The sequence below is a fragment of the Isoptericola haloaureus genome (genome assembly GCF_036689775.1).
GTDB lineage: Bacteria > Actinomycetota > Actinomycetes > Actinomycetales > Cellulomonadaceae > Isoptericola > Isoptericola haloaureus.
In genome coordinates, this window is record NZ_JBAGLP010000116.1 from 205,797 (window position 1) to 226,916 (window position 21,120).

The window sequence follows — 21,120 nt, forward strand, 5'->3', positions numbered from 1 at the left end:
CCGCCGTCAGCCCTGGCTGAACGTCAGGCAGTCGGCGTGGCGGTCGTCCTGCGGACCGGCGCCGACGCGGATCGACGAGGCCGAGCACTCGAGGTCCTTGTTGTGCACGCAGTCGAGGCGCTGGCACGCGCCGACGTGGGCGACGACCTTGTCGAGGCCACCCTTGGTGCCCAGCGGGATGAACGTCGCGCAGGCGGCGTCGCCGGGGACCCCGGCGATGGTGACGGCGCCCGCGTGGCAGTCGTGGTCGTGGTTGTAGCTGCAGCCGTCCACCGAACACTCGGTGACCTCGGGCATCTCCATCAGCGTGGTCATGGCCGCTCCTCATGTCGCTGGATCTTCGCCGAACCATTTCGATGATAGAAGCATTTTCCCTTTCTTGCCTAGGAAGGGAATGCTCACTTCAGAAAGGTGAGGAGAGCCTTACCGCACTATTGATGAATTTCGAAAGGCCGGTGTTTCGTCATTCGTCGGGACGTCAGGAGGACCGACCTCGCCCGCCGGAGGGCCGCCACAGCACGAGAGCGCCGCCGCGCTCACGGCGGGTGTCGACGTCGAGCCGCAGCTCGGAGCGCCGCACCCGGCGACCCAGCGGGACGGCCACGACGTCGCCGCCGGACCCGGCGGCGAAGACGCGCCCCTCCGCCTCCTCGCGGGCGGCGATCAGCCCCGCGAGCTCGGAGAGCCGCCGCTCGAGCTGGAGGACCTGGTGCTCCAGGTCGAGGATCCGCTTGATCCCGGCGAGGTTGATGCCCTCCTCCTGGGCGAGGCGCTGCACCTCGAGCAGCCGCGCGACGTCGCGCCGCGAGTAGCGCCGACCCCTCCCGCGGGCACGCCGAGGGACCACCAGTCCGAGCCGGTCGTACTGCCGCAGGGTCTGGGGGTGCATGCCGGAGAGCTGCGCGGCCTGCGAGACCGTGAGCACGGGTGCGTCGTCGGTGACCATCTCGACCTCCTTCGCGCCCTGAGGCTACCGGTGGCTACTGCGCGGCCTTGGCGGCGAGCTCGGCGCGCACGTCGCCCGTGTCGACCTCCGCGGCGAAGTCCTCCAGCGCCTTCTTCGCCGAGCGGCTGAGCTTCTGCGGCACCACGACCTGGATCGTGGCGAGCAGGTCGCCCGTGCGCTTCTTGGTCGCGACGCCCCGGCCCTTGACCCGCAGCACCCGGCCCGACGGCGTCCCGGCCGCGACCTTGAGCCGCACCGTCTCGCCCGAGAGCGTCGGGACCTCGACGGTCGTGCCCAGCGCCGCCTCGGCGAACGTGACCGGCAGGGTCATGCGCAGGTTGACGCCGTCCATCGTGTACACGGGATGGGTCTCGACGTGCACGGCGATCAGCAGGTCGCCGTCGGGCCCGCCGTTCATGCCCGGACGGCCCTTGCCGCGCAGACGGATCTTCTGCCCGTCGTGGACCCCCGCCGGGATGCGCGCGGTCATCTTCCGGCCGTCGACGGTCAGCTCGACCGTCGTGCCCTCGACCGCGGCGCGGAAGGGCAGCGTCGCGCGGGTCTCGACGTCGGCGCCCTTCTGGCGCTGCGGGCCGCCGAAACCGGCCGCGCGTCCGCCCATGCCGCCGCCGAACATCGAGCCGAGGATGTCCTCGAACCCGCCGGTCTGCTGGTACTGCACCCGCGGCCCGCCGGGACCGCCGGCCCGACCGGCGCCGCCGCCGAACATCGAGCTGAAGACGTCCTCGAACCCGGCCTGACCGGCGCCGCCTCCGGGGGCGCCGGCGAACCGGGCGCCGCCGCCGGCCATGGAGCGCAGCGCGTCGTACTGCTGACGCTGCTCGGGGTCGGAGAGCACGGCGTAGGCCTCGCCGATCTCCTTGAACTTCGCCTCGGCGGCGGCGTCACCCGGGTTCTGGTCCGGGTGGTACTGGCGCGCCAGCTTGCGGTACGCCTTCTTCAGGGCCGCCTCGTCGGCGTCCTTGGGAACGCCGAGCGCGGCGTAGAAGTCCTTCTCGATCCAGTCCTGGCCGGTCACGACGTTCCTTTCTCTGCGGTGCCCGCGAGATCGACGTACCCGTCCCCGGATCGACCCACGGCGGGTCGATCTCGGTCCGGGGACGTCGATCTCGCGAGCGGCTGCTCAGGGGCGGGCGGTCACTCGGGGCCGACGACGCCCACGCGGGCGGCGCGGACCACCTTGTCACCGATGCGGTAGCCGGGCTCGACCACCAGGTTGACCGTGGTGGACTTCGCGTCGGCGTCCGTGTTGTGCATGAGTGCCTCGTGCACGGTCGGGTCGAACTCCTCGCCCACGGCACCGAACCGCTCGATACCGAACTTGCCGAGCGTCCCGTCGAGCTTCTCCGCGATCGCCGCCATCGGGCCCGACAGCTCGGCGTGCGCCTTGGCACGCTCGATGTCGTCGAGCACCGGCAGCAGGGCCGCCAGGACGTCCTGGGTGCCCTGGGTGCGCGCGGCCTCCTGGTCGCGCAGCGCCCGGTTGCGGTAGTTCGTGAAGCTCGCCCGCTCGCGCTGGAGCGCGTCGAGGTTCTCCGCCGCCTGGGCCTTGGCCTGCAGCAGCTCGGAGTCCTCGGCGGCCTCGCCGGCGGGCTCGAAGTCGAGCGCATCCAGCGGGTCTCCTTCGCCGGACGACGCCGCGGCGTCGTCGGGCTCGGAGGTCCCGCCGTCGGGGGTCTCGCGCTTCTGGCCCGTGGTGGGGTCGACCTTGCGCTTGTCGCTGAAGTGGAAGGGGGTGCCCCCCGAGCCGGCGTTCTCCTCCGGCTCGGGGGTGCCCTGCGTCTCGTCGGACGTCACTTGGAGTCCTTCTTGTCGTCCTCGTCGTCCACGATCTCGGCGTCGACGACGTCCTCGTCGGAGCTCTCGGGCTCCGACGTCGGCGCGTCGCCGGCCGTGGCGCCCTCGGCGCCCGCGTCCGCACCCGCGGCCTGCTCGGCCGAGTACAGCGCCTCGCCGATCTTCTGCGAGGAGGCCCCGAGCTTCTCGTAGGCGGACTTGATGGCCTCGGCGTCCTCGCCCTCCAGGGCGGTCTTCACCGCGGCGATGTCACCCTCGACCTCGGAGACGACGTCGGCGGGGAGCTTGTCGCGGTTGTCCGCGATCTGCTTCTCCATCGAGTAGGCGAAGGACTCCGCCTGGTTGCGGGTCTCGGCCTCCTCGCGACGCTTCTTGTCCTCCTCGGCGTGCTCCTCGGCGTCCTTGACCATGCGGTCGATGTCCTCCTGCGGCAGCGCGGAGCCACCGGTGATCTTCATCGACTGCTCGGTACCGGTGCCGCGGTCCTTGGCGGACACGTGCACGATGCCGTTGGCGTCGATGTCGAAGGTGACCTCGATCTGCGGGACGCCGCGCGGGGCCGGGGCGATGCCGGTGAGCTCGAAGGTGCCCAGCGGCTTGTTGTCCCGGGTGAACTCGCGCTCGCCCTGGAAGACCTGGATCGCCACCGAGGGCTGGTTGTCCTCGGCCGTGGAGAAGATCTCGCTGCGCTTGGTCGGGATGGCCGTGTTGCGCTCGATGAGCTTGGTCATCACGCCGCCCTTGGTCTCGATGCCGAGGGAGAGCGGGGTGACGTCGATGAGCAGCACGTCCTTGCGCTCACCGCCGATGACACCGGCCTGCAGCGCGGCGCCGACGGCGACGACCTCGTCCGGGTTGACGCCCTTGTTCGGGTCCTTGCCACCGGTGAGCTCGCGCACGACGTCGGCCACGGCCGGCATGCGGGTCGAGCCGCCGACGAGCACGACGTGGTCGATCTCGGAGACCGAGATGCCGGCGTCGCGGATGACCGCGTGGAACGGCTCCTTGGTGCGGTCGACCAGATCCTGCGTCAGCTGCTGGAACTGCGCGCGGGTCAGCTTCTCGTCCAGGTGGACCGGGCCGTTCTCGCTCATCGACAGGTACTGCATCGAGATGTTGGTGCTCGTCGCGGAGGAGAGCTCCTTCTTGGCCTGCTCGGCCGCCTCGCGCAGACGCTGCAGGGCGATCTTGTCCTTGGACAGGTCGACGCCCTCGGTGTTCTTCACCTGCTTGATGAGGTGCTCGACGATCCGCTGGTCCCAGTCGTCGCCGCCGAGGCGGTTGTCGCCGGAGGTGGCGCGGACCTGGATGGTCGAGAAGTCGTCGTCGTCCTTGCCGACCTCGAGCAGGGAGACGTCGAAGGTGCCGCCACCGAGGTCGAAGACGAGGATGAGCTCGTCCTGCTTGGACTTGTCGAGGCCGTAGGCCAGGGCGGCCGCGGTGGGCTCGTTGACGATGCGCTGGACGTTCAGGCCCGCGATCTGGCCGGCGTCCTTGGTGGCCTGGCGCTCGGCGTCGTTGAAGTACGCCGGGACCGTGACGACCGCGTCGGTGACGGGCTCGCCCAGGTACTCCTCGGCGTCGCGCTTCAGCTTGCCCAGGATGCGGGCGCTGATCTCCTGCGCGGTGTACTTCTTGTCGTCGATCTCGGTGGACCAGTCGGTGCCCATGTGGCGCTTGACCGAGGAGATGGTCCGGTCGACGTTCGTGACGGCCTGGCGCTTGGCGACCTCGCCGACGAGGACCTCGCCGGTCTTGGAGAACGCGACGACCGACGGGGTCGTGCGGGCGCCCTCGGCGTTGGCGATGACGGTGGGCTCGCCACCCTCCAGGACGGCGACCACCGAGTTGGTGGTGCCGAGGTCGATACCGACAGCACGGGACATGTTGGCTCCTTCGTTCGTGCGGGGGTTGAGTCGTCTGCACTCAACGTAAGTCGCCGCCCGGCGCGTGTCCAGTCGAGAGGCACGAAGTTGAGTCTGACTGGCTCAACCTTGTCGAGGTCGTCGATATTCCCGCAGGTGGAAGACGTGTTCGCCAGTGGTGAAGCGGGTCACACACCGGCTATCGCGTGGCCGCCGGGACGGCGCAGGCCATACCGACCACCGCGACGCCGGCGGCCACCAGGAACTGCACGGCCAGGTCCGTCGACCCCGCGAGGAGTCCCAGCGCCGCCGGACCGACGATCGAACCGACCGCCAGCGCGAAGAGCGCCGCGCTGAAGCCGGCGGAGGGGCGCTCGGGAAAGACGTGCGCGCTCCACACCGCGAGCAACGCCGACATCATCATGAAGCCCGGCCCGTACAGCGCACCGGAGGCCACGACCCCGGGCCAGGTTCCCGGGAGCACCCCGAGCAGCCCGACGGCAGCGGCCAGCAGAGCGAGGGCGACCAGCAGGATCCGCCGCAGGCCGAACCGCCTCACCAGGTCACCCGTGACGAGACCGACCGCCCCGACCACACCGACGCAGGTCCACAGCACCGCCCGCGCGGACTCCGGCAGGCCACGGTCCAGTGCCAGATCGGCGGCGTACGTCCAGTAGAACGCGCTCGACACCCCGAAGAGGAACGCCACGGCGAGGAGCGGCCACGAGCCGCGGTGGACGAACCACCGCCAGCCCGGACCACGAGGTGGTGCCGTCTGCCGGCGATAGGGCCGGGCCGGCAGCAGCCGCGCGTTCCAGACCAGGCTTCCGACGGCGAGGACCGCGAAGACGAGCCAGGCCAGACGCCAGGACGCCCCGGCGACCAGCGCGACCGGTCCGGCCACGGCCAGCCCGACGGCGGTCCCGGTGCTCACGACCGACAGGACCCGGTCCTGGTGTCGCGGGCGCACCAGCTGGGACACGGCGTCCGACAGCGGCGCCCACGCCCATCCGGGGCTGGTGCTCGCGACCAGGGCACCGGCCGCCATCACGGCGGCGTGCGGGGCCAGAGCCACGAGCGTCATCCCCACGGCCGCGCATGCTCCGGCCAGCACCACGGGCAGCCGCGGGCCGAGGCGCGAGGCGAGAACCCCGCCCGCGACCAGTGCCAGCAGGTAGCTCGCGTAGCTGCCACCCGAGATGACGCCGAGCGTCTCGGTCGACAGACCGAACTCGTCCTCGAACACCGGGACGAACAACCCGTAGCCGTAGCGGGCGAAGCCGAAGGAGACCCCGATGATCGACATCCCGGCCAGTCCGACGTGCCACGGTCCGACAGCCATCGACGCCTCCTGGCCCGGTGCCGGTGCCTCGCCGGCCGCCACCGGGCACGTGCGACAGCCGGCTACCCCGGGTTCAGAGCAGCTCGACCTTGTCGGCCTGCGGCCCCCGGTCGCTCTGACGCACCGTGTACCGGACCCGGTCGCCCTCCTCCAGGTAGTCGTCGCCCCGCACGACCGACACGTGCACGAAGAGGTCGTCGCCCCCGGCGTCGGGCGTGATGAAGCCGAAGCCGCGGTCCGCGTCGTAGCGCGCGACGGTGCCCTCGCCGCCCCGCACCGGTCCGCCGGACGCCGGAGCGCGGCCCGACCGGCCACGGTCCCGACCGGCCGGCACTCGCGTGGAGCCACGCACGAGCCGCACGTCGCGGGCGTTCGGCCCCCGGTCGCCGTCGACGACGTCGTAGGTCACCCGCGCGCCCTCGGCCAGCGAGGTCATGCCCGGGCCGAGCGCCTTGGCGTGGACGAAGAGGTCCTCGCCGCCCGCGTCGGGGACGATGAACCCGAAGCCCTTGGACTCGTCGAAGAAGGACACCGTGCCGTCCGCACCGTCCGCGGCCGACCGTGCGGACTCCGCGGCGAGCGGGAGCAGGTGGTCCGCCTGCGGCCCCTTCTCGCCGTCGACGACGAGGAACGCCACGCGCTGCCCTTCCGCGATCACGCCGCCGGTGACGATGGCCGAGCTGTGCACGAAGATCTCGCCGCGACCGTCGTCGGGCGTGACGAACCCGTAGCCCTTGGTGGGCTCGTACCAGTTGACGCTGCCGAGCACGCCCAGAGCCGCGTCGGCAGGCTGGTCGCCCGTGACCCGGACGCGGCGGGCCTGCGGACCCCGGTCGCTGTCCTTCACCTCGAACTCGACGGCCTGCCCCTCACGAAGCTGCTTCGGACCGTCGTCGCCGACGATCTCGGACGCGTGCACGAACAGGTCCTCGGCGTCGTTCCCGCGGTCGATGAAACCGAACCCTCGGTCGGCGTCGAACCATCGGACAGTCCCCTGGGGCACCTGGTACTCCTCGTCTCGGCGGATGTTGCTGTCTCCCAGTGTCCCCCGGGGAGGTAGCCGGGACAGCACGGAGTGGTCGATCGCACTCCCGCCGCCCGCGGCCGGAGCGTCACGTCCAGGTCGAGGAACGGGGACACGTGCACACGACGTTCACGAGACGCATGCTCCTCCGGTGCCCCGACCCCGTACGGTGGGGCCATCTGTTACACGAGCATCACCCCACGACCGCGGCTGAGAAGTCGACACCCCCGACGACGAGGACGTCCATGACTTCCGCCGCGCTGCGCGCCGACAACCCTGTCACCAGCACCTACGCCGCCCTGTCCCGCACCGTCCGGGACGCCGGGCTGCTGCGCAAGACCCCCCGCTACTACCTGTGGACGCTCGGCGTGCTCACCGCGGCGCTCGGCGGGATCGTCACGGGCTTCGTCCTGCTGGGCGACTCCTGGCTCCAGCTCCTCATGGCCGGCGCCCTGGGTCTCGTCCTGACCCAGTTCTCGTTCGTGGCGCACGAAGCGGCGCACAAGCAGGTGTTCGCCTCCGGCCCGGTGAACGACCGCGTCGGGCGGATCCTCGCCAACGGCGTGGCCGGCATCAGCTACTCGTGGTGGATGACCAAGCACACGCGCCACCACGCCAACCCGAACAAGGTCGGCAAGGACCCGGACATCGCGATGGACACCATCGCGTTCACCGAGGACCAGGCCCGGGAGCAGAAGGGCTTCCTGTCGCTGATCCACCGCTACCAGGGCTGGCTGTTCTTCCCCCTCCTGACCCTGGAGGGCCTGAACCTGCACGTCACGTCGATCCGTTCGCTCTTCACCGGCAAGCCGGACACGCTGCGCGCCCGGATCAACGAGCTCGTCGTCATCGGCCTGCGCCTGAGCCTGTACCTCGCGGTGCTGTTCGTCTTCCTGCCGGTCGGGCTGGCCTTCGCCTTCCTCGGCGTCCAGATGGCCGTCTTCGGCGTGTACATGGGGGCCTCCTTCGCCCCGAACCACAAGGGCATGAGGCTCATCCCCGCGGACAGCAAGCTGGACTTCCTGTCCAAGCAGGTGCTGACCTCGCGCAACATCCGCGGTGGGTGGTGGATGAACATCCTCATGGGCGGCCTGAACTTCCAGATCGAGCACCACCTGTTCCCCTCGATGCCGCGCCCGCACCTGGCCCGCGCTCGGGAGATCGTGCGCGAGCACTGCGCCCACCTGGGGATCCCCTACACCGAGACCAGCCTGATCGCCTCGTACGGCATCGTCGTGCGCTACCTGAACCGGGTCGGCCTGCAGGCACGCGACCCGTTCGACTGCCCGATGTTCCACCAGCTGCGCAAGCTCTGACGCGCCGCTCCGCTGCGGACGCAGGCCGCCACCTGCTCGGATAGGTTCGGCGCATGAGCCACCCTGCGGACCACGTCACGACCGGACGCGGCTCGACGCTGCTGCGCTGGGGGCGCAAGGCGTGGGCGCTCGTCGGCATCGCCCTCGCCGCGGTCGCGGTCTACCTGCTGACGGGTGCGGTCTCGGGACTGTTCGTCCCGTTGCTCGTGGCGCTCGTGGTCGGCGCGCTCTTCGCCCCGCTGTGCGCGGTCCTCGCCCGTTGGGTGCCACGCTGGTTGGCCGCGCTGGTCGTGCTGGCCGGACTGCTCGCCGTCGCCGTCGGGACGATCGGCCTCGCGGTCCGCGGCATCGTCCAGCAGGCCAGCGAGATCGGCGCCCAGCTCACCGACGGGTTCGAGGCCCTCCAGGCGTGGGCCCAGGAGCTGGGTCTGACGCTGCCGAGCCTCACCGACACCACCGACGGGCTCCCCGAGTGGGGCACCGCGCTGCTGTCGGGCTTCACCGCCCAGCTCGGGACGGTGTTCTCGGGCACGGCCGCGCTGGTCATGGGCACCTTCGTCGGGGTGTTCCTGCTCTACTTCATCCTCGCCGACTGGGACCTGCTGATGCGCTGGACGTCCCGCAACATCGGCGTGGACCCGCAGGTGGGGGCGGGCATCATCGACGACGGCACCTGGGCGATGCGCCGGTACTTCCTCGCGCTGACGGCCTCCAGCATCGTCGTCTCGATCATCGTGGGGCTCGCCGCCTGGCTGCTCGGCCTGCCGCTCGCGTTCACCATCGCCGTGATCACGTTCATCACGTCCTACGTGCCGTTCCTGGGAGCGATCGTCTCGGGGGCGTTCGCGGTCCTCATCGCCCTGGGCTCCGGCGGGCTGTTCGACGCGGTGGTCATGCTGGCGGTCATCCTGATCGCCCAGAACGCGGTGCAGACGATCATCCAGACGTTCATGACGCAGGGGGCGCTGCGGCTGCACCCGATCGTCATCCTCGGCTCGACGATCGCCGGCGGCGCCCTGTTCGGCCTGCTCGGCGCGGCGCTGTCCACACCGGTCGTCGCGATCGTCATCAAGATCGTCGAGCGGTTCCGCTCCCTGGGCACCGACGCCGGCCCGCCGACGTCGGCCCCGAGCAGCGAGCCCGCGCCCGGCTGACCGCCGGGCTCAGCGCACGCGGGCGATCGCGAATCCGTCCCAGCCCTTCGACCCGACCGTCTGCAGCACGGTCGCCTCCAGGCGCGGGTCCGTCCCCAGGTCGTGCAGGAACGCCCGCACCCCGGCGACGTCCGGGCTCTGGTCCGAAGGGTCGACGACCGCGCCGCGACGGACCACGTTGTCTCCGACGATCACGCTGCCGGACCGCGTCAGGCGCAGCGCCAGCTCCAGGTAGGCGGGCATGTTGGCCTTGTCGGCGTCGATGAACACCAGGTCGTACGGCTCGGTCCCGGCGTCGGCGAGCCCGGCCACGACGTCGAGCGCCGCGCCGACCTCGATGCGCACCCGCTCCCCCACACCCGCGGCGTCGAGGTTCCCCCGCGCCACCTCGGCGTGCCGGGGATCGCGCTCGACCGTGGTCACGTGTCCCGACGCGCCGACGGCGCGGGCGAGCCAGATCGTGGAGTAGCCGGCGAGCGTGCCGAACTCGAGCACGCGCCGCGCGCCGGCGAGCTGCGCGACCAGCGCGAGGAACGCCCCCTGGTTCGGCGCGACGTCGATCGGCGGCAGGCCCCGCTCCCGTCCGCGCGCACGCGCCGCGGCGAGGGCGTCGTCCTCGCCCACGACCTCGTCGACCAGGTAGGCGTCGACCCCGGACCAAGCCTGCTCCGCGCTCGTCATGCTCTCGATCATGACACCGGACGGACGAGGACGGTCCGTCGTGGCGCCGCCGCACGTACGATCAGCAGATGCTCACCTCGCTCCGTCGCGGCATCGCGCGCCTGTACTGGCTGGTCAGCCGCTGGCGGCTGCGGACCACCCCGGCTCCCGACCGCGCCGGCATCCTCATCGGTGCTCCGCACACCTCGAACTGGGACTTCGTGCTGATGCTCGCCATCGCCTGGCGGCTGGGGATCGACGTGCGCTGGCTGGGCAAGCACACCCTGTTCACCGGCTGGAAGGGCCCGGTGATGCGGGCGCTGGGCGGCATCCCGGTGGACCGCCGCGACCCGTCGCGCGTCGTGGCCGACATCCTCGCCCGCGTGGCCGCCGGCGAGACCTTCCACCTGGTCATCACCCCTGAGGGCACGCGCTCCGGCGACGGCTGGAAGTCCGGCTTCTACCGGATCTCCCGGGAGGCGGACCTGCCGGTCACCCTCGGTTACGTCGACCGCACCACGATGACCACCGGGCTCGGACCGACCCTCGAGCTCACCGGCGACGTCGGGGCCGACATGGACCGCATCCGCGCGTTCTACGCCGACAAGGCCGGCGTCAACCCCGAGCTGCGCACGGAACCCCGGCTGCGTTCCGAGGAGGGCTGAGACCCGTGCCCGACGGCGTCACCCCGGTCACCCTGCCGGCGGACGTCACGCTGCGGCTCCTGCACCCCGAGGACGGCCCCGCGCTGGCCGCGGCGTACGCCGCGCACCGCCGGTACCTGGAGCCGTGGGACCCGGCCCGGCCGGAAACCTTCTTCACCGCTGCCTTCCACACCGAACGGATCCCCGTCGAGCTGCTCGAGCACCACGCCGGGCGCAGCGTCCCGTGCGTGCTGGACCGCGACGGTGCGATCGTCGGCCGGGTCACGCTGAGCGACGTCGTCCTCGGTCCGTTCTGCAACGCCCACCTCGGCTACTGGCTCGCGAGCGACCTGACGGGCCGCGGCGTCATGACGGCGGCGGTCGACGCCGTGGCCGCCCACGCCCGGGACGTCGTCGGTCTGCACCGGCTGCAGGCCGCGACCCTGGCGCACAACCGCGCCTCCCAGGGCGTGCTCGCCCGCACCGGGTTCGAACGCATCGGCTACGCCCCGCGCTACCTGCAGATCGCGGGCACCTGGCAGGACCATCTGTTGTTCCAGCGGATCCTGCACGACTGACGCGTAAGTCCCGGCCGGGCCAGGACACTACGTGGTGTGAACGCTTCCTCCGACGACGACGCCGCCCCGGTCCCGCCGGACGACGCCGCCGCTGCCCGGCTGGCCGCCCTGTGGGACGACCACGCCGTGCGCGTGCACGCCTACGCGCTGCGGCACACCGACCCGGACACCGCCCAGGACCTGCTGTCCGAGACCTTCCTGGTGGCGTGGCGCCGGCTGGAGGACGTCCCCGACGACGCCCTGCCCTGGCTGCTCGTGGTGGCCCGCAACCTGCGGCACAACACCCTGCGCGCCCAGGTCCGGCGGCGCGAGCTCGACACCGAGCTGACCCGCCTGGAGGCCGCGGCGCCGGCGGTCGAGAGCGCCCCGGAGGCGCTGGCCACCGAACGGGACGCGCTGCTGCGCGGCCTGGCCGCCCTGACCGAGCGGGAGCGCGAGGCCCTCCTGCTCGTGGCCTGGGACGGGCTCTCGCCCGCCCAGGCCGCCGACGTCGCCGACTGCACCACCGCGACGCTGCACGTCCGCCTGCACCGCGCGCGACGGCGGCTCGCGGCCGTGGTCGACGACCCCGGCACCGCATCCACCGCGCGTCCAACGAGCGACGCCCCGTCCTCGAGGAGGTCGGCATGAGCACCCACCCCGTCGACGAGCGCCTCGCCCGCCTCGCCCCGGCCGAGTCCCCCGACCCGGAGCGGTTCGCCGCCGCCTGGTCGCACGTGACCGAGGCCGTCGCGGACCCGCACGGCCCCACCTCGGCCCGGTCCGCACCCACGGCACCCGGCGGGAGCAGTGCGTCGCACCGGCTGGACCTCGACGCGCACCCGGACGACGCCGTCGTCCCGCTCGACGCCGCACGCCGGGCCCGTCGCCGTCGCGGCCGGCGCTGGACCCTGGCCGCCGCGGTGGCCGGCGTGGTCGGCGTGGCCGGGGCCGCCGTCGTGCTCTCCCCCATCGGCCCGGACGTCGCACCGGCGTGGCTGTCGTCCCCCGCGCAATCGTGCGCGGACCGGGTCCCGGAAATCGCCGACCTGGAAGCCGTGGTGGGGGACGTCGCGTGGCAGACGATCGGACGGTCCACCGCCGGCACCGACGTGGAGATCGTGGCGGATCCCGAGATGCGCCGTGCCGGTGCCTGTCTCGTCTCGCACGACGACGGCACGGTCACGACGGCCTCCTGGATGCTGCCGGGGGATGCCCCGGACGCCGACGAGGTCCGCCCGCAGGGACAGGTCACCGAGCAGGGGACCTTCGTCTGGGGGTTCGCCGGGCAGGACGTGACGTCGGTCGACGTCGAGGCCCGCTGGCGCGACCGCGACCGTGGCGCCTTCGTCGGGGCGTTCCTCGACGACGGCACCTGGTGGGCCCACATCGTCGGGGCGGAGGACCTTCCCCAGGACGCGGAGATCCGGGTGCACGCCACGCTCGGCGACGGCACCACGACCACGGTCTCGCTCGACGACGCCTGGCCCGGCGCGGACGCCTGGAACCCCCTGGCAGCGCAGCGCCGCGCGGAGTGCCGCTCGACCCGGGACTGGCAGACCGGCGAGCGGGTCGACCCCGTGCTGGAGGACCGGCGCGGCGATCTCGGCCTGACCCTGTACGCCAACGTCGACAGCCGTCGGATGAGCGCGTGCATCCAGGAGGCGGAGCCGCCGTACGAGAAACTCTCGGGCCTCGGCTCCTCTGGCCGCTCGCTGAATCCCGCTGACAACGAGGCCTGGGCCGTCTCGGCCGGTGGTTCCGGTCCGAACCAGATCGCCGTCGGCGTCGCCGGAGACGACGTCGAAACCCTCCAGGTCACCACAGGGACCGGCGAGGTGCTGGCGGCGCACGTCTCGAACGGCTACTGGGCGGTCTGGGGCCCGGACGGGTCGAGCGACCAAAGCGTCGACCCGGCGGACCTCTGGCAGGACGCCACGATCCAGTGGCTACTCACGGACGGGTCACGCAGCCTGACCGGACCGCTGTTCCCCTAGCAGCATCCCGCCCGGCCGTCTGGGGGAAGACGGCCGGGCGGGACGTGTCCCACGAGTCCTACGCCGGCTCGTGGGCGATGAGGACCGGGCAGGGTGCGTGGTGCACCAGCCGGTCCGGCATGGAACCGAGCACGCGACCCACCATCGGCGAGTGCTTGCGCCCGCCGACGACGGCGAGGTCGTGCCGGTTGAGGCGCTGCTGCAGGACGTCGATCGGCACCCCGGTGACGACCTCCGTGCTGACCTCGACGTCCGGGAACTTCTCGGTCCAGCGCGCCATGATGTCGTGCATGGACGCCCGTGCCTCGTCGCGGTACTCCTGCGACAGCGCGTTGGCCATGGCGTACGGGCCGGCGATGAAGTCCGGGTGGACCGCGTGCACCACGTGCAGCGGCGAGGCGGCGTAGTCGGCCTCGGCGAACGCCTGCTCCAGGACCCGGTCGGCCTGCTCGTCGGTGTCCACCGCCGCCACGACCCGCCAGATCGGTCCCACCCTGTCGTTGGCGCCGACGGAGTGCTGCGCGACGGGGTCGGTCGGGACCACGACGACGGACCCGTGGGCCATCGCCGCCACGGCCGAGGAGACCGAGCCCAGGACGACCCGGTCGATGCCGCCCAGGCCGCGCTGCCCCACGACCACGAGGCTGTCGGCCCCGGTGTGTCCCACGAGCACGCCGGCCGGCGTGCCGGACACGACCTCCCACGACACGTCGTCGACGGCGGGTGCCGCCGTCGGCCGCAGCTCACGCAGCTGCACGAGACGTTCGGCCGCGCTCGCCACGCCCTCCTCCGCCCGCTCGCGGACCGCCTGCTCGCCGAGCCCGAACCCGGCGTCGGCCGGCGTCGTCGCGACCGTGTAGGCGCTCACCACCGTCAGGGTTCCCTGTCGGCGCACGGCCTCGGCGGCCGCCCAGTCCAGGGCCTGCTCACCGGCGATCGAGCCGTCCACGCCGACGATCACTCGTGTGCTGTTCATGGCGACCTCCTTCGTCATGGCTCCAGTACGCCACGGGGACGGCACCGCCCGGCAGTGCCGCACGCCCTGATCAGGCAGGTCGAAGGTCCCGGGCCGGACAGCCCCCGGCCCGCTACGGTGGGAGGGTGCGCGACGACGACGTGGACCTGCTGCTCGCGGCGGTGGTCTCGGTCGGGCGCGGCCTCGACCTCGAGAGCACGCTGCAGCGCCTGGTGCAGGCCGCGACCGACGTCGTCGACGCGCGCTACGGGGCCCTGGGGGTGCTCGGCGACGACCGGCAGATCTCCCGGTTCCTCACGGTCGGACTGACTGCCGAGGAGATCGAGGCCATCGGCCCGTACCCCCGCGGGAAGGGGCTGCTCGGCGAGCTGATCCGCCACCCCGACCCCCTGCGCCTGGCGGACATGTCGAGCGACACGCGCTCGGTCGGCTTCCCGCCCCACCACCCCCCGATGCACTCCTTCCTCGGAGTGCCCCTGCGCGTCCGCGGCCGCCCGTTCGGCAACCTGTACCTGACCGAGAAGCGCGGCGGAGGGGAGTTCACCGCCCGTGACGAGCACCTCGCCGAGGCGCTGGCGTCCGCCGCGAGCGTGGCCGTCGAGAACGCCCGGCTGTACTCGGCGGCCCGGCTGCGCGAGCGCTGGGCGCGCGGGAACCACGTGATCTCCCGGGAGATCGCCGCGGGCTCGTCCCCCGAAGCGGTGATGGACGTGGTCGCCCAGGAGGCGATGAGCGTCGCCGACGCCGACACGGCCGTCCTGGCCACCCGGGCCGACGACGCCGACCAGCTCGTGATCCGCTCCGTCTCCGGCGCCGGCGTCGAGGGCCTCGTCGGGACCACGCTGCCGACCGAGGGGACGTTCGCCGCCGACGCCTACATCTCCGGCCAGCCGGTGATGACCGCGGACGCCGCCACGGACGACCGCACGACCCTCGCCTTCCGACCGGTCGACATCGTCGGGCCGCTGGCGGCGGTCCCTCTCGGCGGGCCGGGACAGACGATCGGGGTCCTGTCGGTCGGCCGCCGCCGCCACACGCCGCCCTTCTCCAGCGTGGTCATCGACTCGCTGCAGGCCTTCGCGGCCCAGACGGCGGTGGCCCTGGAGCTGGCCCAGCGCCGACTCGACGGCGAGCGCCTCGCGGTGGTCCGCGAGCGCGACCGCATCGCGCGGGACCTGCACGACCTCGCGATCCAGCGCCTCTACGCCACCGGGCTGAGCCTGCAGGGCGTCGGCCGGCGCCTGGACGAGAACGGCCCGCCCGCCGACGCCGATCGGGTCGGACGAGCCGTGGACGAGCTGGACGAGACCATCAGCCTCATCCGCACCACGATCCGCGGCCTGCGCGACACCGACGAGCCCGAGCGTCGCACCGGGGTGCGGGCCCGCCTCATCGCCGAGGCGGACGCCGCACGCCGGTCGTTGGGGTTCGCGCCGGCGCTGCAGATGGGCGGCCCGATCGACACCGTCGTGCCCGGGGCGACGGCCGACCAGCTCATGGCGGTGGTCCGCGAGGCGCTGTCGAACGTGGCCCGGCACGCGCGGGCCCGGCACGTGGCCCTCGACGTCACCGTGGAGGACGGCCGGCTCCGCCTCACGGTGCGTGACGACGGGCACGGGATCCCCGACGACGTGACGCCGAGCGGTCTGCGCAACATGCAGCAGCGGGCCACCGACCTCGGCGGGTCGTTCGACGTCGAGACCGGGGGCAGCGGGACGGCGCTGCGCTGGCAGGTCCCGCTCGGCGCGTGATCAGCCGCGTCACCGGCGCCGCGTGATCAGTGGCGGTCCTCGAGGCGGGTCGCGAGCACCGCGGCCTGCACCCGACGCTCCAGCCCGAGCTTGGCCAGCACGCTGGAGACGTAGTTCTTCACCGTCTTCTCGGCCAGGAACAGCTCGGCACCGATCTGCCGGTTGGTCATCCCCCGGCCGATGAGGGCGAGCACGCGCTGCTCCTGCTCGGTCAGCACGTCGAGCGGGTCGTCCTCGTGGCGCTGCTGGGCCCGCATCCGCTCCATCACGGCGGCGGTGGTGCGCGGGTCGAGAGTGGAGCCGCCGGCGGCGACGGTACGGATCGCCGCCACGATGTCGGTGCCGCGGACCTGCTTGAGGACGTATCCGGCAGCCCCGGCCATGATGGCGTCGAACAGGGCCTCGTCGTCGTCGAAGGACGTCAGCATCAGGCAGGCGACGTCCATGCGGGAGTGGAGCTCCCGGCACACGGTCACCCCGTCGCCGTCGGGCAGGCGCACGTCCAGCACGACGACGTCCGGGGTGAGAGCGGGGATGCGGGCGAGGGCCTGGGCCGCGGTGCCGGCCTCGCCGACCACCTCGAGGTCCGGTTCGGCCTCGATGAGGTCGGCGACGCCGCGACGGACGATCTCGTGATCGTCCACGAGGAACACGCGCACGGTATCGCCCATGGGCCCACGCTACGCAGTCAGCGCAGCCAGGGGAAGCGCTGCACCAGGTCGGTGGAGGCCCAGCGCTTGCCGAGACCCAGCGTGTCGCCGGCGAGGATCGCCGCCAGGCCGATCAGCAGCACAGCGTCGACCAGGTGGTAGTCCACGAACGGGTTGTTCGCCAGCGGCAGCGAGGCGAGCCACATGAGCAGCATGAGGACGGCGCCGGAGACCGCGGCGATGCGCATGCCGATACCGAGCAGCAGGGCCAGTCCGATGCCGAGCAGGCCGAGCATGAACAGCCAGTCGATGAACACGTTGTCGGCGAGCGAGCTGAAGAAGCCGCCGAACGTCCCCTCGGAGTTGGCCAGGTATCCGGTGGTGGGCGAGCCGCCCGAGATCCAGGCGCGCTCGGCCGGCGTCGCGATGCCCAGACCGAACGTCTTGTCGAAGAACGCCCAGAGGAACTCGACGGCCAGCAGAATCCGCACGATCGCGAACGTGAACGCCGCGACCGGGGACAACGAGGTCTCGCGCACGGTGGGGGCCGAGGCCTGGTGCGCGGAGGCGGTGGTCATGAGGATCTCCTCCTTCGACCGGGGAAGTCCGGTCCTCGACGCCGGGACGTTCCCGGCGTCGAGTCCAGACTTCCGGTCGGAGCCTCCCGCCAGGCAGGGTGCAACGTCCCTGACCTGCGGGTCCATAGTCCCTTCACACGGGACGAAGGTCCCGATCAGGACATCGCGTCCTCGGTGTCGGCGTCCCGCTCGCGGTCGGCGACGGTCTCCGGCGCCGCCACGACGGCGACGACCCGGGGCGCGGTGAGCACCGCCCGGCGACGCCGACGACGGCGCACCCCCCGGACGACCAGCCACGGCACGAGCACGAGCAGCCCGAGGACGAGGAGCGCACCGCCGACGACGGCGAGACCGACCTGCTGCGCGCGGTCGGCCTGCTCGGTGGTGGCGGCGACCAGGTCGCGGGCCTGCTCCAGCTCGCCGTCGGCGAGAGCGGCCCGGGCGTCGGCGGCGGAGGCGTCGACCTCCAGCAGGTGCCGGCCGAGCTCGGTGACGGGGTCCTGCTCGGCCGCGACCTGCGCCGATACCGAGGCGACCCGGTCCATGGTCGTCGCGGTCTCGGTCAGCATCGCCGCCAGCGCCGTGTACGCGTCCTCGTTCCTCGCCGTCTCGTAGGCCTCCCGGACGCCGTCGGGCACCGGCAGCCCGGTGTCCCCGGCGACCTGCTGGACCTCGGCGGCGTGGCGCGGCGCGTCCCCCAGCGCCTCGACTGCCTGCTCGGCGGCGCCGAAGCTCCACCACGTCATCGTCGACCGGAGTCCCTGGGGCGGCAGCCAGTCGCCGTCGGCCGCGTCGAGCGCCGTGTAGGTCTCCCGCGCCTCGGCGCGGTCCGCGAGGACCTCCTTGCCACGGCGGTCCAGCACCCAGCGCCGCAGCGTCTTCTCGGCTCCTTCGCCGACGTCGTGCGCCTCGAGGAGGTCGAGGAACCTCCTCCAGTCGGTGATGCCGCGGAACTGCCCCGGACGGTCCGGTGCGGCGTACCGGCTGGCACCGTCGTGGACGTCGGACATCAGCGCGCGGAACGCGTCGTCGTCGAGGTCGGCGGTGAGTCGCTGCACGACGGTGTAGGCCGCGTCGTAGCCGTACGCCTCGGCGTCGTCGTCGAGCGTGAAGGCGGGCTCCCAGGTGGCGAGCGGGAAGGCGACGTCGGACTTCCGGCGCGGGGCCTCGCGCGCCGGGGACTCCGCGCCGGTGCGCTCCACGGCCCGCTGCGAGACGACCTCGGTGACCCCCTCGACGAGCCAGCGGTCGTCGAGCGTCGCGTGGTTGAACCAGGCGTGGGTCAGCTCGTGCAGCAGGAGGCCGACGTCGAGGCTCTCGTCGACGACGATCTCGCGCTCGTACCGGCTGAACCAGCCGCCGTAGCCCAGCACGTTCGGCGACGAGTCCTGGCGCACCCGGTGGACGTTCGCCGGCCAGTCGGCGCCCACGAGGTCCTCCAGCACGGGGATGCCGACCTCGACCTGCTCGGCGGCGAACCGCGACCACTCCGTGTCCCCGCGGAACCCGTGCACCGTCATGACGTGGTCGCCGACGCGCACGTCGCGGGTGTCGGCCCGGTCCGGGTCGCGCAACGACACCGGCGCCCAGGCGACACCGTCCTCGTCCGCGGCCAGCGTGTACACCACCCGCTTGCCGTCCCGGTCGCGCCGGACGTCGGCCGGGGTGTCGAGCTGCATCGACCGCGGCGCGACGACCTCCAGGGTCGCCCGTCCCTCGTCGCCGGGCGCCACGGCGGCGAAGGTCGCGTAGCCGGGGCCGACCCGGGTCCAGGACTCGGAGCGGACCGGGTCCCCGGCGATGTCGTAGCGCCACTCGATGGTCCGCGTCCGGCCGTAGCGCAGCGGCGCGAAGGAGGCGACGGCGACGTGCGTCGTCGCGTCCGCGCCGTCCTCGAACCGGACGGTCAGCGGGTAGCCGCCGCTGGTCGCCGTGACGTCCCGGGCGCTGGTCGGCAGCACGATGCCGTAGGAGTCCCAGTAGTAGGAGCGGCCGCCCCGGTCGGGCAGGACGTTCGTGATCGTCGACGTGACCTCGGCCGTCACCGACCCCTTCGCGCGGACGGTGTAGCGGGCGTGCCCCTCCTCGGTGAGACCGGCCGTGTCGGCGGCGGCGGTCGGCAGGGCCGTCGGCACGGCGGCGGGGACGACCACCCCGGCGAGGGCCAGTGCGGTGGCGAGCAGGGCGGAGGCGAGGCGACGGACCGGCCGCCCCCGGTCGATCCGTGCGGTCCGGTCCTTCGGTGTCACTGGCGCTCCGTCGTCGTCCCGGCGGTCCCGGGTGGCCGCCGCGCGCCGATCGTAGCGGGTCGCCGCGCAGCGCCCCGGTCGCGTGCTGACACCGCGTGCTGTAGACCGGAGTCATCAGGGGGTTGACAACCGGGGGGACGTCATGCAAACCGATGCCGGAGCCACGACGATCGCACTGCTGACGGCCTGCGCGGAGCCCGACCTCGGGATCCGTTCGGCGATCGTCCAGGAGCTGCTCGACGAGGCGAGCCAGGACCCGCGCCTCGCCCGCCAGGTGATGACCACGATGCTCACGGCCTCGGTGATGTCCCTGCAGGCCTACTCCGAGGCCGCCCACCGGGACCCCCACGACGTGCTGCAGGCGCTCGGGGTCTCCTGGTCGCAGCGGTCCCTCGGCGTCTGAGCCCGGGCGGGTGCACCGCCGGGGAGCCGCCGGTCAGCGCTCGGCGTCGCGCAGCACCCGCAGAACGTTGCCGCTGGTGAGCCGACCGAGGTCGGCGTCGGACCAGCCGCGGTCCGCGAGCGCCGCCAGCAGCGCCGGGTACCCCGAGACGTCCGCGAGCTCGGGGGCGAACCCCGTGGCGCCGTCGTAGTCGCCGCCGAGGCCGACGTGCTCGATCCCGGCGACCTCGCGCACGTGCTCGACGTGCGCGACGACGTCGGACAGCCGCGTGGGCGGGGCCGGGTGCGTCTCGCGCCAGTCGGCGAGGAACCCGCTGAACGCCAGGTAGTCGGTGGCGCGGATCCCCTGCGCGGCGGCGGCCTCGGCGGCCTCCTCCTTCCACTCGGCCACGGCGGGCGTGACGAACTGCGGCACGAAGGTGACCATGCAGACGCCGCCGTTCGTGGCCAGGCGTCCCAGGACGTCGTCGGGCACGTTGCGCGGCACGTCGCAGACGGCGCGGGCGCTGGAGTGCGAGAACACCACCGGTGCGTCCGTCACGTCGAGCGCGGCGTGCATCGTGCCCGTGGCGACGTGGGACAGGTCGACGAGCATCCCCAGGCGGTTCATCTCGAGCACGACCTCGCGGCCGAACGCGTTCAGGCCGCCGTGCTCGCTCGGTGCGTCCGTGGCCGAGTCGGCCCACGGGGTGCTGTCGTTGTGCGTCAGCGTCATGTACCGCACGCCGAGGGCGTGGAACATGCGCAGCACGCCGAGGGACCCGTCGATGGAGTGCCCGCCCTCGGCGCCCATCAGGGAGGCGATACGCCCGGTGGCCCAGGCGTCCTCGACCTCGGCGGCCGTGGTGGCGAACCGGAGCTGGTCCGGGGACCGCTCGACCATGCGGTGCACGCCGTCGATCTGCTCGAGCGTCGCGACGACGGCGTCGGCCCCCGCGATCGTGGTCGGCACGTAGACCGACCAGAACTGCGCCCCGACTCCTCCGGCCCGCAGCCGGGGGATGTCGGTGTGGGTGCGGTCCGCCGTCGGCCCGGCGATGTCGAGCACGTCCCAGTCGTAGCCGGCCTGCTCGCGGGCCTCCCACGGCAGGTCGTTGTGGCCGTCCCAGACGGGATGCTCGGCCAGCAGGGCCTGGATCCGTTCGCTCACCATGCGGCGACCCTAGCGCCGCCGCTCCCTGCCGGCCGGGC

At 72.7% G+C, this 21,120-nt stretch carries 21 protein-coding genes; 8 read left to right on the forward strand and 13 right to left on the reverse strand.

Features of this window, described 5'->3' with window-relative positions; translation table 11 throughout:
- Positions 1 to 6: 6 nt before the first annotated feature.
- The 7 genes from V5O49_RS06395 to V5O49_RS06425 all read right to left on the reverse strand — a co-directional run bounded on the left by V5O49_RS06395 (position 7) and on the right by V5O49_RS06425 (position 6,974).
- On the reverse strand, positions 7 to 315 hold the full coding sequence (locus tag V5O49_RS06395; RefSeq protein WP_332901506.1) for a DUF1540 domain-containing protein: 309 nt from the start codon (positions 313 to 315) through the stop codon (positions 7 to 9).
- A 163-nt stretch (positions 316 to 478) separates the two neighbouring features.
- On the reverse strand, positions 479 to 946 hold the full coding sequence (locus V5O49_RS06400; RefSeq protein ID WP_332901507.1) for a heat shock protein transcriptional repressor HspR: 468 nt from the start codon (positions 944 to 946) through the stop codon (positions 479 to 481).
- A gap of 34 nt (positions 947 to 980) precedes the next feature.
- Positions 981 to 1,985, reverse strand: a complete 1,005-nt coding sequence (locus tag V5O49_RS06405) for a DnaJ C-terminal domain-containing protein (protein ID WP_332901508.1) — start codon at positions 1,983 to 1,985, stop codon at positions 981 to 983.
- 119 nt (positions 1,986 to 2,104) lie between these two features.
- Positions 2,105 to 2,764, reverse strand: a complete 660-nt coding sequence (gene grpE / locus V5O49_RS06410; protein WP_332901509.1) for a nucleotide exchange factor GrpE — start codon at positions 2,762 to 2,764, stop codon at positions 2,105 to 2,107.
- Complete coding sequence (gene dnaK, locus V5O49_RS06415; protein WP_332901510.1) at positions 2,761 to 4,650, reverse strand: molecular chaperone DnaK; 1,890 nt, start codon at positions 4,648 to 4,650, stop codon at positions 2,761 to 2,763. The genes grpE and dnaK overlap by 4 nt, the downstream gene beginning before the upstream one ends.
- Positions 4,651 to 4,828: 178 nt before the next feature.
- Positions 4,829 to 5,971, reverse strand: coding sequence for an MFS transporter (locus tag V5O49_RS06420; protein ID WP_332901511.1), 1,143 nt, complete (start codon positions 5,969 to 5,971; stop codon positions 4,829 to 4,831).
- A gap of 73 nt (positions 5,972 to 6,044) precedes the next feature.
- Positions 6,045 to 6,974 carry a cold shock domain-containing protein gene (locus tag V5O49_RS06425; RefSeq protein ID WP_479686916.1) on the reverse strand — a complete coding sequence of 310 codons (930 nt, stop codon included), beginning with the start codon at positions 6,972 to 6,974 and terminating at the stop codon, positions 6,045 to 6,047.
- A gap of 266 nt (positions 6,975 to 7,240) precedes the next feature.
- On the opposite strand from V5O49_RS06425, the gene V5O49_RS06435 reads away from it, so the two are divergent.
- A complete protein-coding gene (locus V5O49_RS06435; RefSeq protein ID WP_332901512.1) occupies positions 7,241 to 8,311 on the forward strand; it encodes a fatty acid desaturase family protein in 1,071 nt (356 codons plus the stop codon).
- A 53-nt stretch (positions 8,312 to 8,364) separates the two neighbouring features.
- Positions 8,365 to 9,465 carry an AI-2E family transporter gene (locus V5O49_RS06440; RefSeq protein WP_332901513.1) on the forward strand — a complete coding sequence of 367 codons (1,101 nt, stop codon included), beginning with the start codon at positions 8,365 to 8,367 and terminating at the stop codon, positions 9,463 to 9,465.
- A 9-nt stretch (positions 9,466 to 9,474) separates the two neighbouring features.
- Here V5O49_RS06440 and V5O49_RS06445 read toward each other — a convergent pair whose 3' ends face one another.
- Complete coding sequence (locus V5O49_RS06445) at positions 9,475 to 10,146, reverse strand: O-methyltransferase (RefSeq protein ID WP_332901514.1); 672 nt, start codon at positions 10,144 to 10,146, stop codon at positions 9,475 to 9,477.
- Positions 10,147 to 10,214: 68 nt separating this feature from the next.
- On the opposite strand from V5O49_RS06445, the gene V5O49_RS06450 reads away from it, so the two are divergent.
- Genes V5O49_RS06450 through V5O49_RS06465 form a run of 4 tightly spaced genes read left to right on the forward strand, consistent with a single transcriptional unit; the run spans position 10,215 to position 13,323 of the window.
- Positions 10,215 to 10,790: a 1-acyl-sn-glycerol-3-phosphate acyltransferase gene (locus tag V5O49_RS06450; protein WP_332901515.1), complete on the forward strand. Its 576-nt coding sequence runs from the start codon at positions 10,215 to 10,217 to the stop codon at positions 10,788 to 10,790.
- 5 nt (positions 10,791 to 10,795) lie between these two features.
- The gene (locus V5O49_RS06455; RefSeq protein WP_332901516.1) at positions 10,796 to 11,347 is read left to right on the forward strand and encodes a GNAT family N-acetyltransferase; all 552 of its coding nucleotides are present in this window, start codon (positions 10,796 to 10,798) and stop codon (positions 11,345 to 11,347) included.
- Positions 11,348 to 11,383: 36 nt separating this feature from the next.
- Positions 11,384 to 11,977, forward strand: coding sequence for an RNA polymerase sigma factor (locus tag V5O49_RS06460; protein ID WP_332901517.1), 594 nt, complete (start codon positions 11,384 to 11,386; stop codon positions 11,975 to 11,977).
- Positions 11,974 to 13,323 carry a hypothetical protein gene (locus V5O49_RS06465; RefSeq protein WP_332901518.1) on the forward strand — a complete coding sequence of 450 codons (1,350 nt, stop codon included), beginning with the start codon at positions 11,974 to 11,976 and terminating at the stop codon, positions 13,321 to 13,323. The genes V5O49_RS06460 and V5O49_RS06465 overlap by 4 nt, the downstream gene beginning before the upstream one ends.
- Before the next feature lie 58 nt (positions 13,324 to 13,381).
- Here V5O49_RS06465 and V5O49_RS06470 read toward each other — a convergent pair whose 3' ends face one another.
- A complete protein-coding gene (locus tag V5O49_RS06470; RefSeq protein ID WP_332901519.1) occupies positions 13,382 to 14,299 on the reverse strand; it encodes a universal stress protein in 918 nt (305 codons plus the stop codon).
- 125 nt (positions 14,300 to 14,424) lie between these two features.
- Here V5O49_RS06470 and V5O49_RS06475 point away from each other — a divergent pair, with 125 nt between their 5' ends.
- A complete protein-coding gene (locus tag V5O49_RS06475; RefSeq protein ID WP_332901520.1) occupies positions 14,425 to 16,050 on the forward strand; it encodes a sensor histidine kinase in 1,626 nt (541 codons plus the stop codon).
- 26 nt (positions 16,051 to 16,076) lie between these two features.
- Here the strand turns inward: V5O49_RS06475 and V5O49_RS06480 are convergent, their stop codons facing one another.
- The 3 genes from V5O49_RS06480 to V5O49_RS06490 all read right to left on the reverse strand — a co-directional run bounded on the left by V5O49_RS06480 (position 16,077) and on the right by V5O49_RS06490 (position 19,527).
- Entirely contained in the window at positions 16,077 to 16,721 is a 645-nt protein-coding gene (locus V5O49_RS06480) for a response regulator transcription factor (RefSeq protein ID WP_332901521.1), read from the reverse strand.
- A gap of 17 nt (positions 16,722 to 16,738) precedes the next feature.
- On the reverse strand, positions 16,739 to 17,278 hold the full coding sequence (locus tag V5O49_RS06485) for a hypothetical protein (protein WP_332901522.1): 540 nt from the start codon (positions 17,276 to 17,278) through the stop codon (positions 16,739 to 16,741).
- Positions 17,279 to 17,433: 155 nt separating this feature from the next.
- Complete coding sequence (locus tag V5O49_RS06490) at positions 17,434 to 19,527, reverse strand: hypothetical protein (protein WP_332901523.1); 2,094 nt, start codon at positions 19,525 to 19,527, stop codon at positions 17,434 to 17,436.
- Positions 19,528 to 19,669: 142 nt separating this feature from the next.
- Here V5O49_RS06490 and V5O49_RS06495 point away from each other — a divergent pair, with 142 nt between their 5' ends.
- Positions 19,670 to 19,930 (forward strand): hypothetical protein, encoded by a 261-nt coding sequence (locus V5O49_RS06495; protein WP_278235570.1) that lies wholly within the window; start codon positions 19,670 to 19,672, stop codon positions 19,928 to 19,930.
- A gap of 33 nt (positions 19,931 to 19,963) precedes the next feature.
- Here the strand turns inward: V5O49_RS06495 and V5O49_RS06500 are convergent, their stop codons facing one another.
- On the reverse strand, positions 19,964 to 21,082 hold the full coding sequence (locus tag V5O49_RS06500) for a dipeptidase (protein WP_332901524.1): 1,119 nt from the start codon (positions 21,080 to 21,082) through the stop codon (positions 19,964 to 19,966).
- Positions 21,083 to 21,120: the final 38 nt, after the last annotated feature.

What these genes read in the sequence shown, in the direction of transcription:
- V5O49_RS06485 (WP_332901522.1), bottom strand. Translation starts at nt 17,278, where the DNA reads ATGACCACCGCCTCCGCGCACCAGGCCTCGGCCCCCACCGTGCGCGAG.
- dnaK (WP_332901510.1), bottom strand. Translation starts at nt 4,650, where the DNA reads ATGTCCCGTGCTGTCGGTATCGACCTCGGCACCACCAACTCGGTGGTC.
- V5O49_RS06495 (WP_278235570.1), top strand. Translation starts at nt 19,670, where the DNA reads ATGCAAACCGATGCCGGAGCCACGACGATCGCACTGCTGACGGCCTGC.
- V5O49_RS06420 (WP_332901511.1), bottom strand. Translation starts at nt 5,971, where the DNA reads ATGGCTGTCGGACCGTGGCACGTCGGACTGGCCGGGATGTCGATCATC.
- V5O49_RS06500 (WP_332901524.1), bottom strand. Translation starts at nt 21,082, where the DNA reads ATGGTGAGCGAACGGATCCAGGCCCTGCTGGCCGAGCATCCCGTCTGG.
- V5O49_RS06435 (WP_332901512.1), top strand. Translation starts at nt 7,241, where the DNA reads ATGACTTCCGCCGCGCTGCGCGCCGACAACCCTGTCACCAGCACCTAC.
- V5O49_RS06395 (WP_332901506.1), bottom strand. Translation starts at nt 315, where the DNA reads ATGACCACGCTGATGGAGATGCCCGAGGTCACCGAGTGTTCGGTGGAC.
- V5O49_RS06465 (WP_332901518.1), top strand. Translation starts at nt 11,974, where the DNA reads ATGAGCACCCACCCCGTCGACGAGCGCCTCGCCCGCCTCGCCCCGGCC.
- V5O49_RS06440 (WP_332901513.1), top strand. Translation starts at nt 8,365, where the DNA reads ATGAGCCACCCTGCGGACCACGTCACGACCGGACGCGGCTCGACGCTG.
- V5O49_RS06480 (WP_332901521.1), bottom strand. Translation starts at nt 16,721, where the DNA reads ATGGGCGATACCGTGCGCGTGTTCCTCGTGGACGATCACGAGATCGTC.
- V5O49_RS06450 (WP_332901515.1), top strand. Translation starts at nt 10,215, where the DNA reads ATGCTCACCTCGCTCCGTCGCGGCATCGCGCGCCTGTACTGGCTGGTC.
- V5O49_RS06445 (WP_332901514.1), bottom strand. Translation starts at nt 10,146, where the DNA reads ATGACGAGCGCGGAGCAGGCTTGGTCCGGGGTCGACGCCTACCTGGTC.
- V5O49_RS06470 (WP_332901519.1), bottom strand. Translation starts at nt 14,299, where the DNA reads ATGAACAGCACACGAGTGATCGTCGGCGTGGACGGCTCGATCGCCGGT.
- V5O49_RS06400 (WP_332901507.1), bottom strand. Translation starts at nt 946, where the DNA reads ATGGTCACCGACGACGCACCCGTGCTCACGGTCTCGCAGGCCGCGCAG.